Genomic DNA, 21470 nt, shown 5'->3' with positions numbered 1-21470 from the left:
AGGAGGTAATTCATATGCCACGCGTAAAAGGCGGAACAGTGACGCGCAAACGTCGTAAAAAAGTATTGAAATTAGCTAAAGGTTACTACGGTTCAAAACATACATTATATAAAGTTGCTAACCAAGCAGTAATGAAGTCAGGTCAATATGCATACCGTGACCGTCGTCAGAAAAAACGTGATTTCCGTAAATTATGGATCACTCGTATCAACGCAGCTGCTCGCATGAACGGTCTTTCATACAGCCGTTTAATGCACGGATTAAAAGTTGCTGGTATCGAAGTTAACCGTAAAATGTTAGCTGACCTAGCTGTAACTGATGCAGCAGCATTCACTCAATTAGCAGACACTGCAAAAAAAGCAGTGGCTAAGTAATTTTTGACAAAGTCAAAAAGTTATTAAAAGACTGATGGATTTATCCGTCAGTCTTTTTTGTGTTAGAGTAGTAGTAAATAGAAAATTAAAAGGAGTATTCAATGGGGCAAGCATTATTGGCTTATATGGCGATTGTTTCTATCGTCCTGCTCGTTATGATGGGCATGGATAAATCAAAAGCAAAAAAACATGAATGGCGTATCGCAGAACGTACGTTATTTACATTAGCAATTGCTGGGGGTGCAGCAGGTGGCGTGTTAGGAATGTATTTATTCCGTCATAAAACAAGACATAACAGCTTTGCATTTGGTTTCCCACTGCTAGCAGCTATTCAAATATTTATCTTAGTACAATTATGGTGATAAAACCGGATAATGTTCCGATAAATAAAAACACATCCTCATTCTGAGGATGTGTTGTGCATAAGCTTTTCAATGGGCTGTTTCCAATTTATTTTTGCGCTCGGGTAGTTCAATAGAATTTCTTGCTGTAAGTATACAAAGTCTTTTTTCGTAAAACCTTGCAGTGTAGCGGCGTCACGGGCGCCAACGAAAATCGTCACAACTTCAAAGGCATCTTCAGTCGTGCCGAGGTATTTTTCACCTTCGAAAAGAGCACCCTTGTAAGAGATAAAGAAATTTTTTCGGACATTTTTGACGTCATCATAAAAATAATATTGGCCTTTTTCATAGGCCTCATCAAGTTTTCGCTTAGGATCGGTTATATAACGAATCGCTTTATAAAATACATAGATAATAAGCGTAATAACAGCAAGACGAATAAGTAACGGCAACATTTTTAATTTCCCCCTTGAAGAAAGGTTATTCCTTCCTATACGATTGTAAGGGACAATTAGTTTCACTTTATATAAATATTTTTAAGAAATTTAGGAGAAAAAAATGAATTTACAAAAATTGTTTGAAATGCAAAAAGAGCTCGATGATTTCATTGAAAAAACACAAAATATTGAACGTGATGTATTTAAAGAAAAAGGTTTAGCCTTAATGGTAGAGCTAGCCGAACTTGCAAACGAGACACGTTGCTTTAAGTTTTGGAGCACAAAGGGAGCTTCAGAACGTGATGTGATTCTAGAAGAATATGTGGATTCGATTCATTTTATATTATCACTTGGCCTATTAAAAGGTTATACAGCTATAGAAATATGGCCAGTGATTGAAGAGAAGAGAGATTTAACAGAGACATTTTTAATGACACAAGACAATATTTTAAGTTTTATTAGTCAACCAACTGAGGATAGATATTTAGTGATCTGGCAATGCTATGGATTACTTGCGTATAATCTAGGCTTTACGTTTGAGGACGTAGTTGCGGCATATATAGAGAAAAATGAAGAAAATTATAATCGTCAGCGTTCGGGGTATTAAAGTAAGAAATCCAACAATTTTCAGACGATTTAACTAGGAATATTTCGGTAAACGAAGTATAATAGAGGAGATACAAGAGTCGGGAGGTAAAAGGATGACACAGCTAGATTCAACATTACAAATGTTTAAAGATTTAACAGATGCGAATGGAATTGCAGGTAATGAACGTGCACCGCGCGAGGTCATGAAAAAATACATTGGACCATATGCAGACTTAGTTGAACAAGATAATTTAGGTAGCGTCATTGCTAAAAAAGTTGGCGATGAAAATGGTCCTAAAATTATGGTTGCAGGTCATTTAGATGAAGTAGGCTTCATGGTTACTCAAATCGATGACAAAGGGTTCATCAAATTTCAAACTGTAGGCGGCTGGTGGAGCCAAGTTATGCTTGCACAGCGTGTAACAATTACAACACGTAAAGGCGATGAAATTATAGGGGTTATTGGTTCTAAGCCACCTCATATTTTACCAGCAGATGTGCGTAACAAAGTGGTAGACATTAAAGATATGTTTATCGATGTTGGTGCAGCATCAAAAGAAGAAGTGTTTGAATGGGGCGTACGTCCTGGCGATATGGTAACACCATATTTTGAATTTAATGTGATGAAAAACGAAAAATACTTATTAGCAAAAGCATGGGATAACCGTATTGGTTGTGCAATTGCCATTGATGTTATGAAAGCTTTGCAAAATGAAAAGCATCCAAACATCCTTTATTCTGTAGGGAATGTTCAAGAGGAAGTAGGGCTTCGTGGTGCGAAAACAGCTACACATAAAATCCAACCAGATATCGGCTTTGCTGTCGATGTAGGTGTAGCAGGAGACACACCAGGGGTAACTGCAAAAGAATCGACTAGTAAAATGGGTGCTGGTCCACAAATCGTTGTTTACGATGCATCGATGGTTTCACACCGTGGCTTACGTGAATTCGTATTAGATGTGGCTGATGAGAACAATATTCCATATCAATTCGAGGCAATGGCTGGTGGCGGTACAGATGCTGGTTCTATCCACGTAACTGCAAATGGTATACCAGCACTATCAATCGGTATTGCTACACGTTACATCCATTCACATGCAGGTATTTTACATCGTGATGATTATGATAATGCTGTAAAATTAATGGTGGAAGTTATTAAAAAATTAGACCGTGATGCAGTGAATAAAATTATTTTTGACTAAGCGTGGAAAGAACTAAATAGATATCTACCATAATTATGCCTTCTAACAAAAATGTTAGGGGGCTTTTTTGAATTAAAGGACTGGCATAATTGAAATTCAATCATACACGCAAGTCCTATTCTTAATAAAATATAGCCCCTGTTAGCTTTCCTAAGGCACAAAAATAAGCATTTCACCGGAGTTCAATAAAAATTTGTTTTATCTCTTCAACTTTACCTTCAAATTATTATAACTAAGTTCATGGAAGTCCTTTTCTAATCTGATTCTGTGTATTCCATATAATATTGCATTGCTTGATTAAACCACTTTTGTTCATCTTCCGTGAAGGGGGAAGATGACATATTTTCGAATTTTTGAATATCCACCTCTTCTATATCTGTATCGGCAAGTTTTTGCATCAAATTTTCACCAAGGTATGAAAAAGTAGCTTCTAAATATTCCTTAACCATCTCTTGTACTTTCAAGTCTTCTACTGGATAACCATATAATTTTTTCACTTTTTTAGTTAAATGAATAAATGTTTTATCCAATGCAATTTGATCTTCTTCTGATTTCTTTGATAACTCTTCCATAACAACCTTAAACTTTTGTTGTTCCTACCATTCATTTTGTTCTGTACTCATACTATATATAAGGCCTAATAATACAGTACCATCTACTTCTCCTTCATCTTCGACTAAATTAATTACTCTTTTAATTGCTCGCATTGTTTGCTCAATTTGTTCCTTTTCTTTTTCTAAAGCATATAAATGGAGGGACAAGCTTTCATTTAAATCCATATTAAAACTTGATTCATTTAACAAAGTAGTAACTTTATCAAGGCTATACCCTAGAAATTTTAGACTAATAATTTTTTGTAATGTAATAATATCTTGATGATTGTAAATGCGATGCCCTGAAGAAGGATTTTTTCAGGTTGTAATATACCAATTTCATCATAGTAATGCAAAGTAGGAATTGGTATTCCTGTCCTTTCTGAAAATTCTCCAATAGAAAACTTTTTATTATTCATTAAAATTCCTCCTATTAATAGGTATAAGCTAATCATAATACATCAAGTAACTAGAGGTTCAAGAGGGAAATTTAAAGTTTGAGGTGATAGATAAATGGTAAATGTATAAAAAAGTCTGTTACAGATACCGAGACGATATGGGGAGGTCTAATTTCCACACACCAATATTTGTGAATATGTTACACTAGACATAATAACTGATTATTCTGTTATTAAGTTGAACTTTGGGTAGGTTAGTGAATGATGGAATAAGAATAATGTTGCGTATGGACGCAATGCAATGGGGGGGTAGTATGTTTATAGTTAGAACAGCTATTTTATGGATTATTATATCAACGATTATTAATGCATATTTAATGACATTACCCATACCTGTTTTACGAAAAAGAAATTATCCGGCTAGCTATCTAATTAAACGCAATAATAGGATAGATATACAAAACAATAGGGAATGTGCAGCATTTTCAACAGCATATGTGTTGCGTCATTTTGGAATGGAGGCCGATGGTGATGAGTTATATACTAATTTCCCTAGTAAAACGAGGTCAGGGAATGTATATCCAAAGGGAATCCGTACGTTGTTAAGAAAAAGGGGATTTAAAACAAGCTATTATAAAGGAAATATATATACATTAAAGTACGAAGTTAGTAAAGGAACTCCCGTAATTGTTTTTATAAAAGTACATAAGGATCGTAATAATTTGCATTTTGTCCCTGTAGTAGGATATGACAAGGAGTATGTCTACCTTTCAGAATCATTAAGGGAACTGGTGAATTGTAATGATGATAACAATAGCTATAATCGAAAAGTTCCTATTAATGAATTTGGGAAATTATGGAATGTAAAAAATATTAATATGGTTCTTTATAGCAATACTTACATAACTGTAGACGCCACACTGAGCTATATTAATGACGAAGAATTTTATTTGGATAGTTATTAAAAAATTAGACCGTTATCAGAGTGCCTTCTAACTAAATGTTGGGAGGCATTTGCCCTAATTAGGATGTTATATAGCTACAGGCAGCAAGGCAGAGAAGGGGATTAACTACTCGTAAATAAAATATAATTTTCAAGAACTACTAATTAAAAAACTCTCCAGATATAAAACTTATAAAAAAAGTAACTGCATACAGGAAAGCTCCCATTAAAAATACACCAGCGAAAAAATAAACAATATATAAAAGATTGTCTTTTATTGCCCCTAACAAATCATTTAGAAATCGTGCCATAGGTTTCACTCCATAAAATAAAATAATTTCAATAGATACTCCAAGTATAAAAAACAAGATGTAATTACTTTTTAAAAACATCTGTAAATTATATCCATTGAAATTGTAACATATAAGATCTAAAGTCAGTAGGGAAATAGGGAATGACTCATAGTATTCGAGTCTTTTTTATTACTTATCCATGATGAAATATATCGCACTCTATCCTTATACTAGTGTTTTTACACCTGATACAGTTAAAAATATTTTTGACTAAAAAAATAACAATCCTCAAACGAAAATGGTTTGAGGATTGTTTTATTTTATCGAGAACACTGTGCCTGAGGATATATTGCTTTTGAATATATTCATCAGGTATTGGAGCAGAGCTGTATATAGATAATCTTATAACAAATTAAAGAGATACCCCGTTTTGTAATTCTATAGAAAAGAACTGCTATTTAGCTAACATTCCAAAAGCTGCAAGATATCTTTACCAATTTGACTAGGGTTTGCCGCCAAAATAGGAGATCGATAATTTGATAAAACAACGACGCCCGTTTGTTGTGTTTTATCAAACCCTAAATAACTTGAAAAAGCTTTCGTCGAACCATTATGCCAAATGATATTGTGATCGAGTTGCCATCCTAGACCAATACCTATATTTTCTGAAAAAGTTTCAGTCGTTTGATGGGTTAATGTATAACCTAAATTTTCATCACTTAAATGAACTTTCGTAAATTTTAAAAGATCATTAACAGTTGAACGGACTGCCCCTGCTGCCATAAAGTCATTCATTTGGAGTGGTGGTTTTTTATGTCCAAGGATCGTGTATCCTTGCAATACTGCCTCTGCTTGATCAGTAGGGATAGAGATAAACGTATTTGGCATATTTAAAGGATCTGTTAATCTTTGTTTGATAGCAGTTTCAAAATCAGTATGAAGTGTATTAGCTAAAATATATCCTAAAAGCCCCATCCCTACATTAGAATATCGAAATTTAACTTTAGGCTCGTCTGTATGCGTTTTAAAATAATGTATAGTCTCGTCCAGTGAATATTGACAAAAAGGATCACGAGGTGTTTGCGCATCAAAAACATTGTAAATGTTCTTCAGCACACCTATTCCCGGTAGTCCGGAAGTATGGTTGGCTAAATGTTTGAGCGTAACAGGGTGAGTATCGGGAATTGCGGAAAAGTATTTGCCTATAGAATCTTCGACATGGACTTTCCCTTCCTGAATCATTTCCCCTAATATGGATGTAGTAAAAACTTTAGAAATCGAGCCAACTTCATATATATAGGACTTTTCTTCCAGCATAAAATTCGAGCCACTGAAAGTAAAAGTAGCTTCCTGACCTTGAGAAATGATACCAATGGATAAAGCAACATTTGGGCGAGTTTTTATATAAGGATAAGCAATTATAAAAATGTCCTTTTTTAAATTATGTAAATCCACAAGAATACCTCCATTATGAACGCTTATTTTTTTCCTGCTCCTCTGAAATAATAGAATGTAATTTCAAAAGTACAAGTCCTCTCGATGGAGCTTTGAATAATATTTATAAATAAGAGCAAGCTCAATTTCCTCCTGCTTTTGAAAATAAAGATGCCCCTGTTCATCTAGTTCTATAATCACTTCTCAATGATCCTTTTTACTTTAATAAAACTTTCTTGCTCCAGCCTATTTAATAATTGGCTAACAGCACTCGCGGATGTCCCTATTAACTTTGCTAATTCATAAGTCTGAAGTAGATTTAAAAATACTGCTTGTTTTGTAGTTTATGTTTCATTCAACAAAGAGGAAAATTCTTCGGTTAACCTTAAATTGGTTTCATATTCAACTTGATTAATCTCCTTAATAAGATGTACTAATTCCTTATCCATACGTTTTACCACCAAAATAATTAATATATATAAATTATAAATATGTATTAGCAATAATGCAATTTCCTTGAATATGCATAAATATTCGATTGTTCGCATTTTTGACACATCAGAAGATAAAATTCTAACTTTTGAAAATAAACATAAAAATTCAGTTGATTTTATAATTATGCATTGCTATACTAATTCCAACAGCAACGAAACAAGGAGTGAAGGCTATGAAATTACTTGAAGAAGTACAGCTAAAGTTAGTAACTAGCTTAAAAGATAAGGACTTATTAACCTTGCTAGATTATACAAGTGAAGAGGTTCAGCAGTTAGTTGAGTTATCGACACAGCTAAAAATGATTACTAAAGAAGGAAAATGTCCGAAGCTACTAGAAGGTAAGACACTTGGCATGATTTTTGAAAAACATTCAACTCGTACTCGTATTTCATTTGAAGTAGGGATGAACCAATTAGGCGGAAAAGGTATGTTTATGCATGCGCGTGATTTACAGATTGGTCGCGGTGAATCTGTTTATGATACGGCACATGTGCTATCAGGCTATTTAGATGGCATTATGATTCGAGCGAACTCTCATGCAATGGTTGCAGAGCTTGCAGAACATGCATCTATACCAGTAATAAATGGATTAACGGATATTTATCACCCATGCCAAGCTCTAGCGGATTTAGAAACAATCTTTGAACATAGAGGTGAACTAAAAGGACTTAAAACTGCGTATGTTGGAGATGGCAACAACGTGGCGCACTCATTAATAGTCGCTTCAGCGCATGTAGGAATGAATGTGGCAGTGGCAACACCGGTTGGCTATGAATGTGACGCGGAAGTAATCGCGAAGGCAAAGGCCATTGCAGCAACAAATGGTAGTATAATTACAATTACAAATGATCCTGTAGAAGCAGTTTTAAACGCGGACGTAGTATACGCTGATGTATGGACGTCAATGGGGCAAGAAGAAGAAACTGCAAAACGTCTACAAGATTTTGCTGGGTACCAAATTAATGATGAGCTTGTGGCATACGCAAAGCCGAATTATATGTTCTTGCACTGTTTACCAGCCCATCGTGAAGAAGAAGTAGCGTCATCTGTTATTGATGGCCCGAATTCCTATATTTTTGAGCAAGCAGAAAACAGGCTTCATGCGCAAAAAGCGGTACTTGCATCAATTCTAGCATAGAACTTTAATTGCCCTACATTGAGTAAGCACAAATTTGCTTTATTGCTATACTTCTCGATTTGAGAAGTACTATATAGACAAAGTTCACATTGGCAACAGGGGGTGTCAATGTGAATAGCATAACGGTGGTTGCAGACAGAGGGCTGTAAACCACGTGCGATGTATGTGATCAAGATGGATGACCACATCGCTACATAATAAAGTAACCTGGGAGACGCTAGGTTGCTTTTTTCTTGTTACGCTGTCTTTCAATGGCGCTATTCGAATGAACATTTACTTTGTAAAAATATAAAACCTAGTTTTCCAATCTTTTATAGAGAATTAAAACAAATATCTATATAATAGGATAAATAAGTAATTTGAGGAGGGCTCCGGTTGAACATTGATCATATCGAGGCATTTTTATATGTCGTACATTATAAAAGTATTCATAAGGCCGCTAATGCATTGTTTTTATCTCAACCGACTGTGACGGCTCGTATTAAATCATTGGAGCGAGAGTTGAATGTCGAGTTATTCCATCGCGATGGACGAAGTGTAATATTATCGGATAAAGGGAAGGACTTTGTTCCGTTTGCGACACAGATTGTGGAAACCTTTCAACGAGGGAAAAAACAATTAGAGGAAACGCAGGAGTCTGATAGGGTGTGTATCGGTACAAATGGAGTCACAGCACAATATTTTTTAGCTTATGCTTTGCCGAAATGGAAGAAAGACTTTCCGCATTTGCATTTCCAGATTATTACAGGTTCAACAGCGGTGATTTTAGAGAAACTGCAAAGCCATCAAATCAATATGGGTCTTATTCAATATGTTCATAGTGAAGGAATTTACAATGAGCTATTGCTAAGTAATGCGGTTAAACTTGTGATGCATCGGGAGCACCTCTTTATACAAAAAAATGTAATGAATGCAAAAGAACTGGCACGACAGAAAATGGTGTTTTTTGAATGTGGAGCTTTTGATTGGAATTATGTGCATAAAATGTTTGAGGTAGAGGGCGTATCAGCAAATATTGAAGTGCGAACGGATCATTTAGAAGTAGCGAAAGAATTTATTCGTACGAGGGAGTATATGAGCTTCTTACCACATCTCTGTGTAAAAAAAGAGCTTGAAAGTGGTGAATTTGTTGAGGTTGATGTTAAGCATTTACTTGATATGAATCAACATATTTTTTTAACGTATAAAAATAAAGAGACGCTTGCACCAGCTTTTTGGAAAACAATAGTAGAGACAGCGGTACAATTTGAAAGCATGCAAGAAAATTTAACTACCTTCAACGGTGGTCAACCACTTCTATAGAGGGTGAGATGCATGCGGATTTAAGTGTTACTTTCCAAGGGGGCCCAAACATCCGCTGAAAGGAGTTCACAGAGGATGTTAACCAAAAATCATCGCATCCATGCGATAACGGCTAACTGACCTGCATCGATAAAAACGCCACGTCCTGTGGCATTACCGAATTGACCGACCTCGTGTTGTTGCTGTCGCTATGTTAGCGCTGCGTTTTCGCACAAAAAACATCTGCAGGCCTAAGCACATAGCTGAATCCGGACACAAATATACCGAGACATAATTGATACTGATAAAATATTTTATAAGACAGTAAAATTTTTTCTATTATGTAGCCCATTGCAAATTGTAAAAATGAACGGTATTATCTTCCTCAATCCTATTTTATTTATGGTTCCATAAATAAAGTATTTTTTTAAATCTAAAACATACTTAACCACTAAGTTTAGTAAAAATAAAATTTGAGGAGGAGTAAATATGGTGAGACAGGACAAAATTCGATTCGGGGCTATTATTCATGGTGTAGGTGGTAATATTTCAAGTTGGCGTCATCCTAAGGTTGCTAGCAATCAAAGTGTAAGCTTGCCGTTTTATATTCAACAGGCACAAAAGGCTGAGCACGGGAAATTTGATGTTGCTTTTATTGCGGATGGTTTGTTCATCAATGAAAAATCGATTCCTCATTTTTTAAATCGTTTCGAGCCACTAACTATTCTTTCGGCGCTAGCAGTAGCAACTAAAAACATCGGGTTAGTAGGCACTGTATCAACCTCCTATAGCGAACCATTTACAGTGGCGCGTCAATTTGCCTCTTTAGATCACATTAGTGGGGGGCGTGCAGGATGGAATGTTGTCACGACACCGTTAGAAAGCACTGCCTTAAACTACAATAAAACAATTGAGCAGCATCCGAGTCACTCGGAGCGCTATCAAATTGCTGAGGAATATTTAGAAGTGGCAAGGGGATTATGGGATTCATGGGAAGACGATGCTTTCGTTGCAGATGTAGAAAATGATGTATTTTTTGATTCAACTAAGCTACACACATTAAATCATCAGGGCCAATATTTTTCAGTACAAGGTCCGCTAAATATTGCACGCTCTAAGCAAGGGCAGCCCGTTATTTTCCAAGCAGGTTCTTCAGATGCAGGAATTCGATTAGCCGCAAAGGATGCAGACGCAATCTTTACACATGGTACGTCATTAGAAGAGTCACAGAAATTTTATAAAAGAGTAAAGACTGAGGTTGCTGCATTTGGACGCAATCCAGATGAAGTTAAAATTTTCCCAGGAATTTCTCCGATTATTGGCGATACGCTTGAGGAAGCAGAAGCGAAGTATCAGGAAATCGTTGAGCTCGTTTCGATAGAACGTGCACTTGCTTATCTTGGTCGATATTTCGATCATCATGATTTTACACAATATGATGTAGATTCTCCGTTCCCAGAGCTTGGTGATATAGGAGCAAATAGCTTTAGAAGTACGACTGATTATATTAAAAAATATGCCAAACAAGAAGAGCTAACATTGCGACAAGTTGCTTTACGTGAAGCAACCCCAAAAACAGCGTTCTTTGGTACAGCAGAGCATGTTGCTGATCTCGTGCAGGAATGGTTTGAACAAGAGGCGGCTGATGGCTTTATTATAGGTGTTACTGTACCTGGAGCACTGGAGGATTTTGTAGATAAGGTTGTGCCGATTTTACAGGCTAGAGGGCTATATCGTGAAGAATACGAGGCAGACACATTACGTGGTAACTTAGGATTACCATTTAAAGAAAGCCGTTATGTCAAACATTCTGTCTAAAAACCTAGTAAATATATACGAATAAGTGTATTTAGAGGAGGAAAGTGTATGAGCTATTCATTAGGTATATTAGATCAAAGTCCTATTATTGAGAGTGCTACAAATGAGCAGACCTTACAAAAAACAGTGGCTCTAGCACAAAAAGCAGAGAAATTGGGTTACTCACGTTTTTGGGTGTCAGAGCACCATGATACAGAGACATTAGCGGGGTCATCTCCAGAGGTATTAGTATCTTATCTACTTGCTAAAACAAAGTCTATCAATATCGGGTCGGGTGGAGTGATGCTTCAGCACTACAGCCCATACAAAGTAGCAGAAAATTTTCATGTTCTCGCATCGTTGGAGCCCGGGCGAGTTGATTTAGGCATAGGGAAGGCACCGGGTGGTTTACCTCTCTCTACGAAGGCGTTGCAATATGGCACGCTCAATCAAGGCGAAGATTTCGAGGGAAGATTATCATTTTTGCAGCAATTAATTGATCAAACTGTACCATCGGAACACGAGTTATATGGAGTACAGGCAACGCCGATTCCAAAGGTAAAGCCAGCATTATTTTTACTAGGGGCAAGTCCACAAAGTGCCGCTCTTGCAGGCACATTAGGCATTGCGTTCGTCTTTGCTCGATTTATTAATAGTGACAATGACGTGTTAGCACAAGCAGTTACAACATATCGCAAGCATTATCCAAACGGTCATTTCGCCGTTTCTATCGCAGCCTTTGCAGCCCCTACAAAAGAAGAGGCGAAAGAGTTAATTGGTGATCAAAAAATTACGAAGGTGCATTTAGCGAGTGGTAGAAGCCTAACATTACAATCGGTAGAACTTGCAGAGAAATTTGGTCAGGAATCTGGAGAGACATTTTCGGTGAAGCAATATGATGCAGATATTGTATACGGTACTCCAGAAGACATTAAAACGGTATTAGATGACTATCATGTGCGCTATCAAATTGATGAGTTTATTTTGCATACGCCTGTGTTGAAGGAATTTGAACGGGAACGATCATTTGAACTTTTAAGTCCAGTAAATTTGCAGCAAAAAGAAGCGGTAAGCTAAGGAGGAAATGAACATGGCAAAAAATATAGATGTAATTGTTTGGTCTAAGCAAGGCTGTAGTTATTGTGATGAAGTGAAAACATATTTACAACAACAAGGCATTTCATACAAAACAGTGGATGTAACACATCAGGATGCATTCCGTGACATTCTTGAAATAAAATATGGGGTCCGATATGTCCCGGTTGTCGAAATTGGAGCAAATGGCGTCTTTAAAGCAGTAACAGAAATTGGGTTGGAGCATTTAAAAGCAGTACTTGCTGTGGATCTACCATCGCATGCATAAGAAGAGAGGGACTTTATGAAAAAAATATCGTTTTATTTACTAATATTGCTAGCTTTACTTTTAACAGCTTGTTCAAATACGGAAAAGTCCGAATGGGATACTAGTGAAAATAATGCAGCACAAGGTGGCAAGGACGTTCAAAAAATCATTGTTGGTACAGGAACCCAATTTCCAAATATCTGTTTTATTGATGATAAGGGGAATTTAACAGGATATGATGTAGAGCTTGTACGTGCCCTTGATGAGAAGCTACCAGAATATGAATTTGAATTTAAAACAATGGAATTTTCAAATTTATTATTAAGTTTAGAGACAAGGAAAATTGACTTTATTGCCCATCAAATGGAGGTCAATAGTGAACGAGAGCAGAAATTCCTCTTTAATAAAGAGCCTTATAATGTATTCCCCTTGCAAGTAACAGTCAATGCAAAAAACAATTCTATTCAATCCATTGATGATTTGAAGGGGAAAAACATTAGTGTTTCACCAACTAGTAACTCGGCTGTCTATATAGAGAAATACAATAAGGAACATAATTTAGGCGCTAATATTATTTATTCTTCCGGCTCGGTTGATATTCACAATCAACTTGCGACAGGTCGAATCGATGCAATCATTACAACACCATTTGCAGTAAAGTACTATAACGAAAGTAATGAGGCGCAGGAGAAGGTTGTAGGAGATGCTTTATTAAATTCAAAAGTTTACTTCTTATTAAATAAAGACGAGGCTGTCTTACAGGAGCGGCTTGATGATGCAATTCGAGAATTGAAGGCAGAAGGCGTCATTAGTAAGCTAAGTAAGAAATGGCTAGGTGACGATTATACGGTAGACTTCTAAACGAAATAGGAGAGGGAGAAGGAAGTATGGCTAATGACTTTGACTTCACACTAATTGCAAAAGTACTTCCAATATTGCTTCAGTATTTACCAGTAACACTTGAAATTTTAGTGTTCGCTACTATTTTTGGCATGCTGCTTGGTATAGTGATCGCTATACCAAAGCTGCTACGCATACCAGTTTTGAAACAAATCATAACGATTTATATTTCGTTTATTCGAGGTACGCCGATTTTAGTGCAATTGTTTTTAGTGTTTTACGGTATACCAGCATTATTGAAACTTGTGCATATTGATGTAACAAGAATGGATGCTATGTATTTTGTAATTATTACTTACACGTTGAGCAATGCTGCATCGTTTGCAGAGATTTTTAGAGCGGCAATTTTAACAGTTGATCGTGGACAAATGGAGGCAGCTTATTCAGTTGGATTAAGTGGAATACAGGGCTTTATTCGCATAATTCTCCCTCAGGCGATTCGTGTGGCCTTTCCCAATATGGCAAATACGATGATAAGTTCATTAAAGGATACGTCTTTAGCATTTTCAATTGGTGTTATGGATATGGTGGGACGCGGAGAAACACTAATTGCTTCAACGACAAGAGCACTGGAAATATATTTGGCGCTGGCCATCGTTTATTATGTCATTGTTATTTTGTTAGAAAATATATTAAAGCGCAATGAACGGTATCTTAATCGGTATATGCCTAAGGAAACTGTATCTAGTTAGGGGGGAATGGCTATGACAATAGATATTGCTTTTATTTTTGAAGCGTTAAAAGAAATTAGTAAAGTATTGCCGTTAACGTTGTTCATGGCAGTTACACCTGTCTTATTGGGCACTTTAATCGGCATTATTGTTGCATTTATTCGGATACAACAAACTAAATTTCTCGCACCATTGTTGAATTTTTACGTATCTTTTTTTAGAGGCACACCTATCATTATGCATATTATGCTTGTTTATTTTGGCATACCAATTGTTGTTGATGTCTTTGCCAAGGCTTTAAAACTTGAGATTCAATCAAGCTCTATTCCTATTTTATTTTTTGTTATTTTGGCTTTGACGCTGAGTGCAGGAGCTTATGCTTCCGAAATAATTCGGTCCGGTATTTTAAGTGTACCAAAGGGACAGTTAGAAGCAGCATATGCAGTCGGTTTAACATTTTCACAGGCGATGCGACGCTATATATTACCCCAAGCATTTAGTAAATCCATCCCTAACTTCACAAATGTCTTTATTGGTTTCTTACATGCCACGTCACTAGCATTTTTCCTTTCGGTTAAAGAGTTAACCGGGGTTGCGAATATCGTTGCTTCTATTAATTTAAAGTTTTTGGAGGCATTTATCGCTGTCGGACTAATTTATTGGGGTGTTTCAGTTATCGTTGAATGGCTTGCACATCGTATTGAGAAAAGAGTAACTGCCTATAGTAAGGGCGGCATTTAATTTCTTTTCGGCGAATGTCTTTTGATACCGAATGCGTAGCGACAGGTACAGATATCCAAACATCCGATGAAAAGAGGATTTCAAGCTAAGAGACTTAATTATGCTGAGGCATAATGGATATATTGTTGATTAAATAGAAAAGGGGATTAAACAATGGTAGTAGCTGAAATAGTGATTGAGCATTTGAAAGAGGAAGACTATGCCCGGTATTTAGAGGTTCTAGTAGAGAGTTATGCACAATATGAAAAAGAATATGAAAACCCAGAGAACTGGGCAGCGTACTTAAGTGATATTCGCGCATCTGTAGGTAATCCAAATGCAGAAACCATTTTAGTAGCAAAACGTGGCAATGAGATTTTAGGGGGACTGCAATTATTTACAGATTCCGAAAAAGCGTATGGTTTGCCGGAGCTTGACATAAAGTCTACCATTGTGCGATTGCTGGGCGTCCATCCTAAAGGAAGAGGGCTAGGCATTGCTAAAAAATTATTGCATGAAAGCTTCGACTTTGCTCGCAATCGTCAGGATCAAGCATTATATTTGCACTCAGGTGATATTATGCAGGCTGCTATTAATCTTTATTTATCGCTGGGCTTCGTAAGAGATGAATCTAAAGAGTTTTATAAGGGAGGTAAGCTTGTAAAAAGTTTCCGCTATGATTTATAAATTCCCGTAAAATTTTTTATGCTATAGGAAAGGGTTGATTTACCCTTTTCTATGGCATTTAAACTGCAAAAGAAAAAGGCGTCATCTACGGTAAAGTATAAGAGGTAATGACAGAAGTAAGGATGAAGGAATTTTTCGGTATTGAGTCGAAAAAATAATATTTGAAGAAGGAGATTATCTGGTTGAAACGATGATACCAAGCGCATTAGGGTCGGAGCGTAACAATCGATAATCTCCAAAAATAAACACGGTCTCTCCTTTCATGGCGAGATCGTGTTTTAAGTATCTATTTTATAACTTGAAAATTTTCCCTGGATTCATAATATTATGTGGATCAAGTGCTGCCTTTATGCTCTTCATCACTATTAAAGAGGTTCCATGCTCTGCAGACTGATACTTCATTTTCCCAATACCAACACCATGTTCACCGGTACAAGTGCCACCACGCAGTAAAGCAAATTGGACGATATGTTCATTGAAGCGGTTGGCTTTTGCTTGCTCCTTTGCATCGTTTGGATCTAACATTAACAAGGCATGGAAGTTACCGTCTCCTACATGTCCTACAATTCCGCCTGCAAGACCTACATCCTCAAGCTGTTCACGAGCATACAAAACGGACTCAGCAAGCATAGATATCGGCACACAAACATCAGTCGACATAAGCTTTTTCCCTGGATAGGCATGGATATATGCATAGGCCAATGAATGGCGCGTCTCCCATAGCTTATTACGAGCCGCATTGTCATGTTCAAATTCAACAGAAAGACAGTCAAAGTCCGCGAAAATTTCTCTAGCAAATTCTATATCTGCATGCATACCAGCTTCATTTCCGTGAAATTCTAAAAATAGTGTTGGTTTCTCGTCATAGGATGTTTCATTATAAATATTTGCTTGTTTAATAGAGGCTTCATCGACCAGTTCAACACGGCCAATTGAAATGCCCGCTTGCAGCAATGCGGTTACTGCACTGACAGCATCGCCAACTGTCGCAAAAACTGCACGTCCTGCCGCTACAAATTCGGGTATACCATAGACTTGTAAAGTTAACTCTGTAAAGCAACCAAGCGTACCCTCAGAGCCAATGAAAAGGCCATTCAAGTGATAACCAGAAGAAGACTTTGCAGCTAAGCTACCGGTATGAATGACTGAACCATCTGCGAGTACAACCTCTAAATCTCTTACTTGATCGCGCATAACACCATAACGCACTGCGGTTGTTCCACTGGCATTCGTTGCTGCCATTCCACCCAGTGTAGCATCAGCACCCGGGTCAACTGTGAATTGAAGTCCATGTTTTTTTAATTCTTTATTCAATTGGGCACGTGTTACACCCGGTTGTACTTTTACTAGCAGGTCATCTGGTCGAATTTCTAAAATAGCATTCATTTCAGAGAAATCGATAGAAATGCCATTTGCAATGGGAATTGCATTACCTTCTAAACTTGAGCCAACACCAAAAGGTACGACTGGTACACGTTCCGCATGCGCAATTTTTAAGATGGCACTGACATCGGCCGTGGAACGAGGAAAGGCAACGACATCTGGTAAGCTCATTGTATGATGAGATTCATCCTTTCCATGTAGCTGTCGCACCGTTTCGTTTGTTGACACCTGTTCTTCAGATAAAACTTTTTTTAGTTGATTTACTATTAATTCTACAGCAACAGTCATTCCAATCCCTCCTAATTTTCTGATAAATTAAACTTTATCATGCATTTATTGGAAATGGAATGACTGCTATAAAAAATTAGTGAGCAAATGCTTTTTCTAATTTTTGAGTAAATGCATCCTGCTCAGCAGGACTAGATTGCTGCCACCATTTTTCGAAAAACACACCAAGCCCTGGAAGTAAGTGCTCTTCACCACGGCTAATTGCATCCTCGACAATATCTTTAAATTCAGCCGCTGATTGTCCATGTACGTTTGTCGTAATCGCATCTCTTATTTGAAAATTCATCTATTTCGCCTCCTTAGTAGTAATTTGTCCAACCATTTAAGAAATATGTATAGAATTACAGTTAAAACATAGATTTTTTAAATATCACACTATTGTTACGTATAAATATAAAAATGTGCTTTTAAAAACTTGTTGATCATTTTGATAAAATGGCTGTTCGACACCCTTGTAGCCTATTAACTAAGATAGAGGCACCTAGGAATAATGGACTGTGCACAGTCGACAGGACAATAGGATGACACCACAGCATAATAAAAAGTTATCACCTGAACTACCATTTGATGAAGTATTAGAATTAGTCCAGCCGATGATCACGTCAATTTTGTTAAAGTGCCGAATTTATAAGGATTTTGATTATTATCGTCATATAGCATCCATAGCCGTGTGGAATGCTTGGCGTAAAGCAGATCAAACAAAAGGACTGTTTTCTGCTTATCTCTATACAACCGTTAAAGGAGAAATTTTAAAAGAACTTTCAAAGGAAAAGAGTTTTGAAAATATGAATACACCTATGGATCATGAAACGATAAATTATATTCGAAATCATGATATAAGTGAAAGAAATCCAGCTCTTTTAGAATGGTGTATGTCTTATTTGAAATTAGAGGAAAGAAAAATAGTACTACTTTTTTATGTAGAAGGTTATAGTTACTTGGAAATTGCTAAAGAACTAGGTGTATCTGTAGAAGCAGTTAAAAAAAGACGTACAAGAATAATGATTAAGCTTCGCAAGTTGTTAAATTCTAAAGAAGAATAGTGCTATAAAGCATTAAAGGTATGCTAATATCAGTAAAAAATGAATATTGGCATACTTTTAAATTTGCACACAACTTCCGATAAAAATGCTATGATTTGTAAGAAGTCAAAGAAAAATACAATTTTTAATTTTATATTTCCTTTGGATAGAACATATTACCTATCTAATTTGATATATATTGGTATGGAGGGTTTCTGTTGGAGAATGGGTTGAATCAATTTGAGATAAATAAGAAAGAGATTTGGTATATAGTATTGCCACTTTTACTAGTGTTGCCATTGTTAGGTTTAAGTAATCAAGTACTTGGTTCTTTTAATGAAGAAAGTTTTATTTGTTTAAACTTGATTATACAAGTACTAATTATTGTATTTACAATGGCAATCGCTATTCAATCGTGGCTCGTTTTTTCACATTTATTATCAAATCAAACATTATACATAGGTAACTTATTTTTAATCATCGCCTTGTTTGAATTAGTGAACTTGGCATTGGCTCAATATCCAATGGCTGAAACACTATATTTGGAAATATGGTTGGATTTAATCATGCGTTTATGCTTATCAATCGGTTTTCTCTTTATTATTTTAAAGCGAAAAAAACGCTTATCGATGAAAAATCGTATTTATACATATAGCAGTTCCTTATTGTTTGTACTACTAAGTCTTTTACTAGTATATCTCTCTTCAAAATATTTTTTACTCGAAGAACAATTGTTACTGGAAGCAAGCGCTATTGTTTATTTATTGTCTGCTGTCTTACAAGGTATAACGATAGTGATTTTAAGTAAGTATAAAAAAGAGTTGCCTAAACGAGTTATGTGGCTTATTAGCGCAGCAATGTATTTAATTATTAGTGATATTTTCTTTGCGTTCATCAAAGATTTGAAATCAATTTGGGGGTTTTCAGCATTAATTTATCAATTTTTTGCATTCTTCTTTTTCCTAAAAGCCATTTACTATACAACTGTTGAAAAACCATTTCAGCAACTTTTAAAAATAAAGCGAGATCTTGAGTATTCGCAGCAGGAGCTTCATTTTCAAGCTTTTCACGATGATATTACAAAGCTTCCAAATGAACATTTATTATTGAAAACCTTAAAAGAGGATTTTCATGACACTAGTCGTCAAAAAGCAATCATTGCGATTGAGATTGATCGCCTTGCCGCTATCCGCTCATCTATAGGTATTAATTATTCTAATACAATGATGAAGCTCGTAGCAGAGAGAATTCAAGCTATATTACCACCTCATTATTTTGCAACAAAGCTTCTTGAGGGGCAGTTTATTATTTATATTAATCATGTGAAGACGAGAGAAGAGTTAGTACAATTTTGCTTGAATTTGAAGAGAGCTATGAAAAGACCATTACAAGTACAACTATTCACACTCACTGGGAATCTTAATATTGGGATTGCCCCGCATGAAAAAAATTGCTCAGGTGAAGAGCTTTTAATGCATGCTCAGTTAGCAATGAGAGAAGCGAGCCTAATACCTCAAAGAGTTCTTTTTTATAAGCCGTATATGTCAAATGGTCTTGCTGATCGTCTATTGCTTGAACAAGAGCTCCATAGAGCATTGGCTAATGAAGAATTTTACTTAGATTTTCAGCCACAAGTAAATTTAAAAACGGATAAAATTGACTCTGTAGAAGCACTAGTACGTTGGCGTCATCCAACCCGTGGCTTTGTTTCACCTGAGCTGTTTATCCCGATTGCAGAAGAATCTGGCCTTATTATTCCTTTAGGGAAATGGATTTTAGAGACGGCATGCGCTCAAGCAAAAATATGGAGGGAGCAAGGTTTACCACCAATGAAGGTTGCCGTAAATTTATCTATTGGACAATTATTCCAGCAAGACTTAGTGCATATGGTACAAGAAATTTTACAATGTACAAAATTAGAACCAAAATACTTACAATTAGAAATTACGGAAAGTATGACGATGAACATCGATCAAATAACACAGCTACTTCATGAATTAAAGGAAATTGGTATTCAAATCGCTGTTGATGACTTTGGGACAGGGTATTCGTCGCTTTCATATTTAAAAGATTTTCCGATTGATTGTTTGAAAATCGACCGGGCGTTCGTACGGAATATTCAACATAATCCAAATGATGAAGCGCTTGTTTCTATGATTTTATCCATGGCAAAGCATTTAAGATTAAAGGTTGTTGCCGAAGGAATTGAAGAAGTGGAGCAGCTTGCTTTCCTCATAGACGGTGGTTGCGATTATATTCAGGGCTATTTATTTAGTAAGCCGATTTCCGCAGAAGAGATTTACAATAACTTTAACGAGTTACATATTCGAGCAAGAGATGTTTTAAAAGAGTTTAAATATGAAGAGGATTTCGTAATATAAAGTTAGGTTTATCAGAAGCGAGAAATAGAGCGATGGATGGAAGGGCGATGGAAATAAGAGCCAGGGCGATGGAAAGACGATCCAAAGAAACGGATAGAACAGCAAATCGTGGATAGAATCGTCAAAATCGTGGATAGAACCACCAAAATCGTGGATAGAATCACCAAAGCGACGGATAGAAATTAGAATGACATGCCGGAAAATCAACCTTCTTTTTGCAGAAGAGACTTAATATGTCCGACATATTAGTTTTTCACAACATAAAAACTGCTCACTTCAATTTCATCATCGAAAGTTGAAGTAGCAGTTTTTTATTTAATGTGCGAGGTACTCTTCCTTTAATTCTCCTATGTCCACTTCGGATCGTTCCTCTAAAGAACGCCGTAAATGAACAGTTGCTGTTTTACCATCATCGTGAAGCTTGTCAATCCAGATTGATACGCCATTATAACTTACTTCATATTCTTTTGGTGAGGCGACAATTTCTTGTGCACGTTCAAAATCCACTTGAAGCCCCCCTTATTTTTTTGTTTTACCTTCTTTAGTAACCGTATTAATCAGGTTCATAAACTCTTGAGAAAATTCTTCACTAACTTTGTTTGGTGCTATTTTTTGGTTTTTTGGTGTTTGAGGCAATGACCCTTTGTTAGCGCTTTGACCTTGCTTATTGTCTCTTCCCATGTTTAGTTTCTCCTTTCGTTTTGATATTTCTTAATATGGCCTTGATTTGATTTTTTATCATGGGAAAAACTAGGGAAAGGT

22 protein-coding genes and 2 pseudogenes are annotated in these 21470 nt (G+C 36.2%); 16 read left to right on the top strand and 8 right to left on the bottom strand.

Going from position 1 to position 21470, the window contains the following annotated elements; all coding sequences use genetic code 11:
* Positions 1 to 14: 14 nt before the first annotated feature.
* A complete protein-coding gene (rplT, locus tag AC3WSO_RS18570) occupies positions 15 to 374 on the top strand; it encodes a 50S ribosomal protein L20 (protein ID WP_053592414.1) in 360 nt (119 codons plus the stop codon).
* 101 nt (positions 375 to 475) lie between these two features.
* On the top strand, positions 476 to 736 hold the full coding sequence (locus tag AC3WSO_RS18565; protein WP_079561568.1) for a DUF1294 domain-containing protein: 261 nt from the start codon (positions 476 to 478) through the stop codon (positions 734 to 736).
* Positions 737 to 774: 38 nt separating this feature from the next.
* Here AC3WSO_RS18565 and AC3WSO_RS18560 read toward each other — a convergent pair whose 3' ends face one another.
* Positions 775 to 1170, bottom strand: coding sequence for a sigma-w pathway protein ysdB (locus tag AC3WSO_RS18560; protein ID WP_079561567.1), 396 nt, complete (start codon positions 1168 to 1170; stop codon positions 775 to 777).
* A 103-nt stretch (positions 1171 to 1273) separates the two neighbouring features.
* On the opposite strand from AC3WSO_RS18560, the gene AC3WSO_RS18555 reads away from it, so the two are divergent.
* Positions 1274 to 1759: a dUTP diphosphatase gene (locus AC3WSO_RS18555; RefSeq protein WP_492532867.1), complete on the top strand. Its 486-nt coding sequence runs from the start codon at positions 1274 to 1276 to the stop codon at positions 1757 to 1759.
* Between the two features lie 94 nt (positions 1760 to 1853).
* The gene (locus AC3WSO_RS18550) at positions 1854 to 2942 is read left to right on the top strand and encodes a M42 family metallopeptidase (protein WP_492532866.1); all 1089 of its coding nucleotides are present in this window, start codon (positions 1854 to 1856) and stop codon (positions 2940 to 2942) included.
* Positions 2943 to 3196: 254 nt separating this feature from the next.
* Here the strand turns inward: AC3WSO_RS18550 and AC3WSO_RS18545 are convergent.
* Positions 3197 to 3990 (bottom strand): annotated as a pseudogene (locus AC3WSO_RS18545) (MerR family transcriptional regulator).
* 257 nt (positions 3991 to 4247) lie between these two features.
* Between AC3WSO_RS18545 and AC3WSO_RS18540 the strand changes: the two are divergent.
* Positions 4248 to 4898, top strand: coding sequence for a cysteine peptidase family C39 domain-containing protein (locus tag AC3WSO_RS18540; RefSeq protein WP_492532864.1), 651 nt, complete (start codon positions 4248 to 4250; stop codon positions 4896 to 4898).
* 733 nt (positions 4899 to 5631) lie between these two features.
* On the opposite strand, the gene AC3WSO_RS18535 is transcribed toward AC3WSO_RS18540, so the two are convergent.
* On the bottom strand, positions 5632 to 6624 hold the full coding sequence (locus AC3WSO_RS18535; RefSeq protein WP_492532862.1) for a serine hydrolase domain-containing protein: 993 nt from the start codon (positions 6622 to 6624) through the stop codon (positions 5632 to 5634).
* Positions 6625 to 6800: 176 nt separating this feature from the next.
* Positions 6801 to 6899 (bottom strand): annotated as a pseudogene (locus AC3WSO_RS18530) (hypothetical protein); the annotation flags it as partial.
* 371 nt (positions 6900 to 7270) lie between these two features.
* Here AC3WSO_RS18530 and argF point away from each other — a divergent pair.
* From argF to AC3WSO_RS18485, 9 genes are all read left to right on the top strand, one after another.
* A complete protein-coding gene (gene argF / locus AC3WSO_RS18525) occupies positions 7271 to 8236 on the top strand; it encodes an ornithine carbamoyltransferase (RefSeq protein ID WP_492532860.1) in 966 nt (321 codons plus the stop codon).
* Positions 8237 to 8611: 375 nt separating this feature from the next.
* Entirely contained in the window at positions 8612 to 9538 is a 927-nt protein-coding gene (locus AC3WSO_RS18520; RefSeq protein ID WP_492532858.1) for a LysR family transcriptional regulator, read from the top strand.
* 468 nt (positions 9539 to 10006) lie between these two features.
* Positions 10007 to 11335: an LLM class flavin-dependent oxidoreductase gene (locus AC3WSO_RS18515; protein WP_492532857.1), complete on the top strand. Its 1329-nt coding sequence runs from the start codon at positions 10007 to 10009 to the stop codon at positions 11333 to 11335.
* Between the two features lie 48 nt (positions 11336 to 11383).
* Complete coding sequence (locus tag AC3WSO_RS18510; RefSeq protein WP_492532855.1) at positions 11384 to 12391, top strand: LLM class flavin-dependent oxidoreductase; 1008 nt, start codon at positions 11384 to 11386, stop codon at positions 12389 to 12391.
* A gap of 13 nt (positions 12392 to 12404) precedes the next feature.
* Entirely contained in the window at positions 12405 to 12677 is a 273-nt protein-coding gene (locus AC3WSO_RS18505) for a glutaredoxin family protein (protein ID WP_079563201.1), read from the top strand.
* 15 nt (positions 12678 to 12692) lie between these two features.
* Complete coding sequence (locus AC3WSO_RS18500) at positions 12693 to 13517, top strand: transporter substrate-binding domain-containing protein (RefSeq protein WP_492532853.1); 825 nt, start codon at positions 12693 to 12695, stop codon at positions 13515 to 13517.
* Between the two features lie 26 nt (positions 13518 to 13543).
* Positions 13544 to 14248, top strand: a complete 705-nt coding sequence (locus AC3WSO_RS18495) for an amino acid ABC transporter permease (protein ID WP_492532851.1) — start codon at positions 13544 to 13546, stop codon at positions 14246 to 14248.
* 12 nt (positions 14249 to 14260) lie between these two features.
* The gene (locus AC3WSO_RS18490; protein WP_492532850.1) at positions 14261 to 14968 is read left to right on the top strand and encodes an amino acid ABC transporter permease; all 708 of its coding nucleotides are present in this window, start codon (positions 14261 to 14263) and stop codon (positions 14966 to 14968) included.
* A gap of 153 nt (positions 14969 to 15121) precedes the next feature.
* The gene (locus tag AC3WSO_RS18485) at positions 15122 to 15634 is read left to right on the top strand and encodes a GNAT family N-acetyltransferase (protein ID WP_492532848.1); all 513 of its coding nucleotides are present in this window, start codon (positions 15122 to 15124) and stop codon (positions 15632 to 15634) included.
* Between the two features lie 291 nt (positions 15635 to 15925).
* On the opposite strand, the gene AC3WSO_RS18480 is transcribed toward AC3WSO_RS18485, so the two are convergent.
* Together AC3WSO_RS18480 and sspI are read right to left on the bottom strand one after the other, a co-directional pair.
* A complete protein-coding gene (locus AC3WSO_RS18480; RefSeq protein WP_492532847.1) occupies positions 15926 to 17305 on the bottom strand; it encodes an FAD-binding oxidoreductase in 1380 nt (459 codons plus the stop codon).
* Between the two features lie 76 nt (positions 17306 to 17381).
* Positions 17382 to 17591 carry a small acid-soluble spore protein SspI gene (gene sspI, locus AC3WSO_RS18475; protein ID WP_079563188.1) on the bottom strand — a complete coding sequence of 70 codons (210 nt, stop codon included), beginning with the start codon at positions 17589 to 17591 and terminating at the stop codon, positions 17382 to 17384.
* A 235-nt stretch (positions 17592 to 17826) separates the two neighbouring features.
* On the opposite strand from sspI, the gene AC3WSO_RS18470 reads away from it, so the two are divergent.
* Both AC3WSO_RS18470 and AC3WSO_RS18465 read left to right on the top strand, forming a co-directional pair.
* Complete coding sequence (locus tag AC3WSO_RS18470) at positions 17827 to 18348, top strand: sigma-70 family RNA polymerase sigma factor (RefSeq protein WP_492532846.1); 522 nt, start codon at positions 17827 to 17829, stop codon at positions 18346 to 18348.
* A gap of 197 nt (positions 18349 to 18545) precedes the next feature.
* Positions 18546 to 20708, top strand: coding sequence for a putative bifunctional diguanylate cyclase/phosphodiesterase (locus tag AC3WSO_RS18465; RefSeq protein ID WP_492532844.1), 2163 nt, complete (start codon positions 18546 to 18548; stop codon positions 20706 to 20708).
* Positions 20709 to 21023: 315 nt separating this feature from the next.
* Here the strand turns inward: AC3WSO_RS18465 and AC3WSO_RS18460 are convergent, their stop codons facing one another.
* Positions 21024 to 21215, bottom strand: a complete 192-nt coding sequence (locus tag AC3WSO_RS18460; RefSeq protein ID WP_079563186.1) for an H-type small acid-soluble spore protein — start codon at positions 21213 to 21215, stop codon at positions 21024 to 21026.
* A 12-nt stretch (positions 21216 to 21227) separates the two neighbouring features.
* The gene (locus AC3WSO_RS18455) at positions 21228 to 21389 is read right to left on the bottom strand and encodes a YfhD family protein (RefSeq protein WP_197144730.1); all 162 of its coding nucleotides are present in this window, start codon (positions 21387 to 21389) and stop codon (positions 21228 to 21230) included.
* Between the last annotated feature and the right edge of the window lie 81 nt (positions 21390 to 21470).

The sequence above is a fragment of the Lysinibacillus sp. EB106-09-02-XG168 genome, from assembly GCF_058791475.1.
This window is presented reverse-complemented; position numbering and strand designations above follow the sequence as displayed.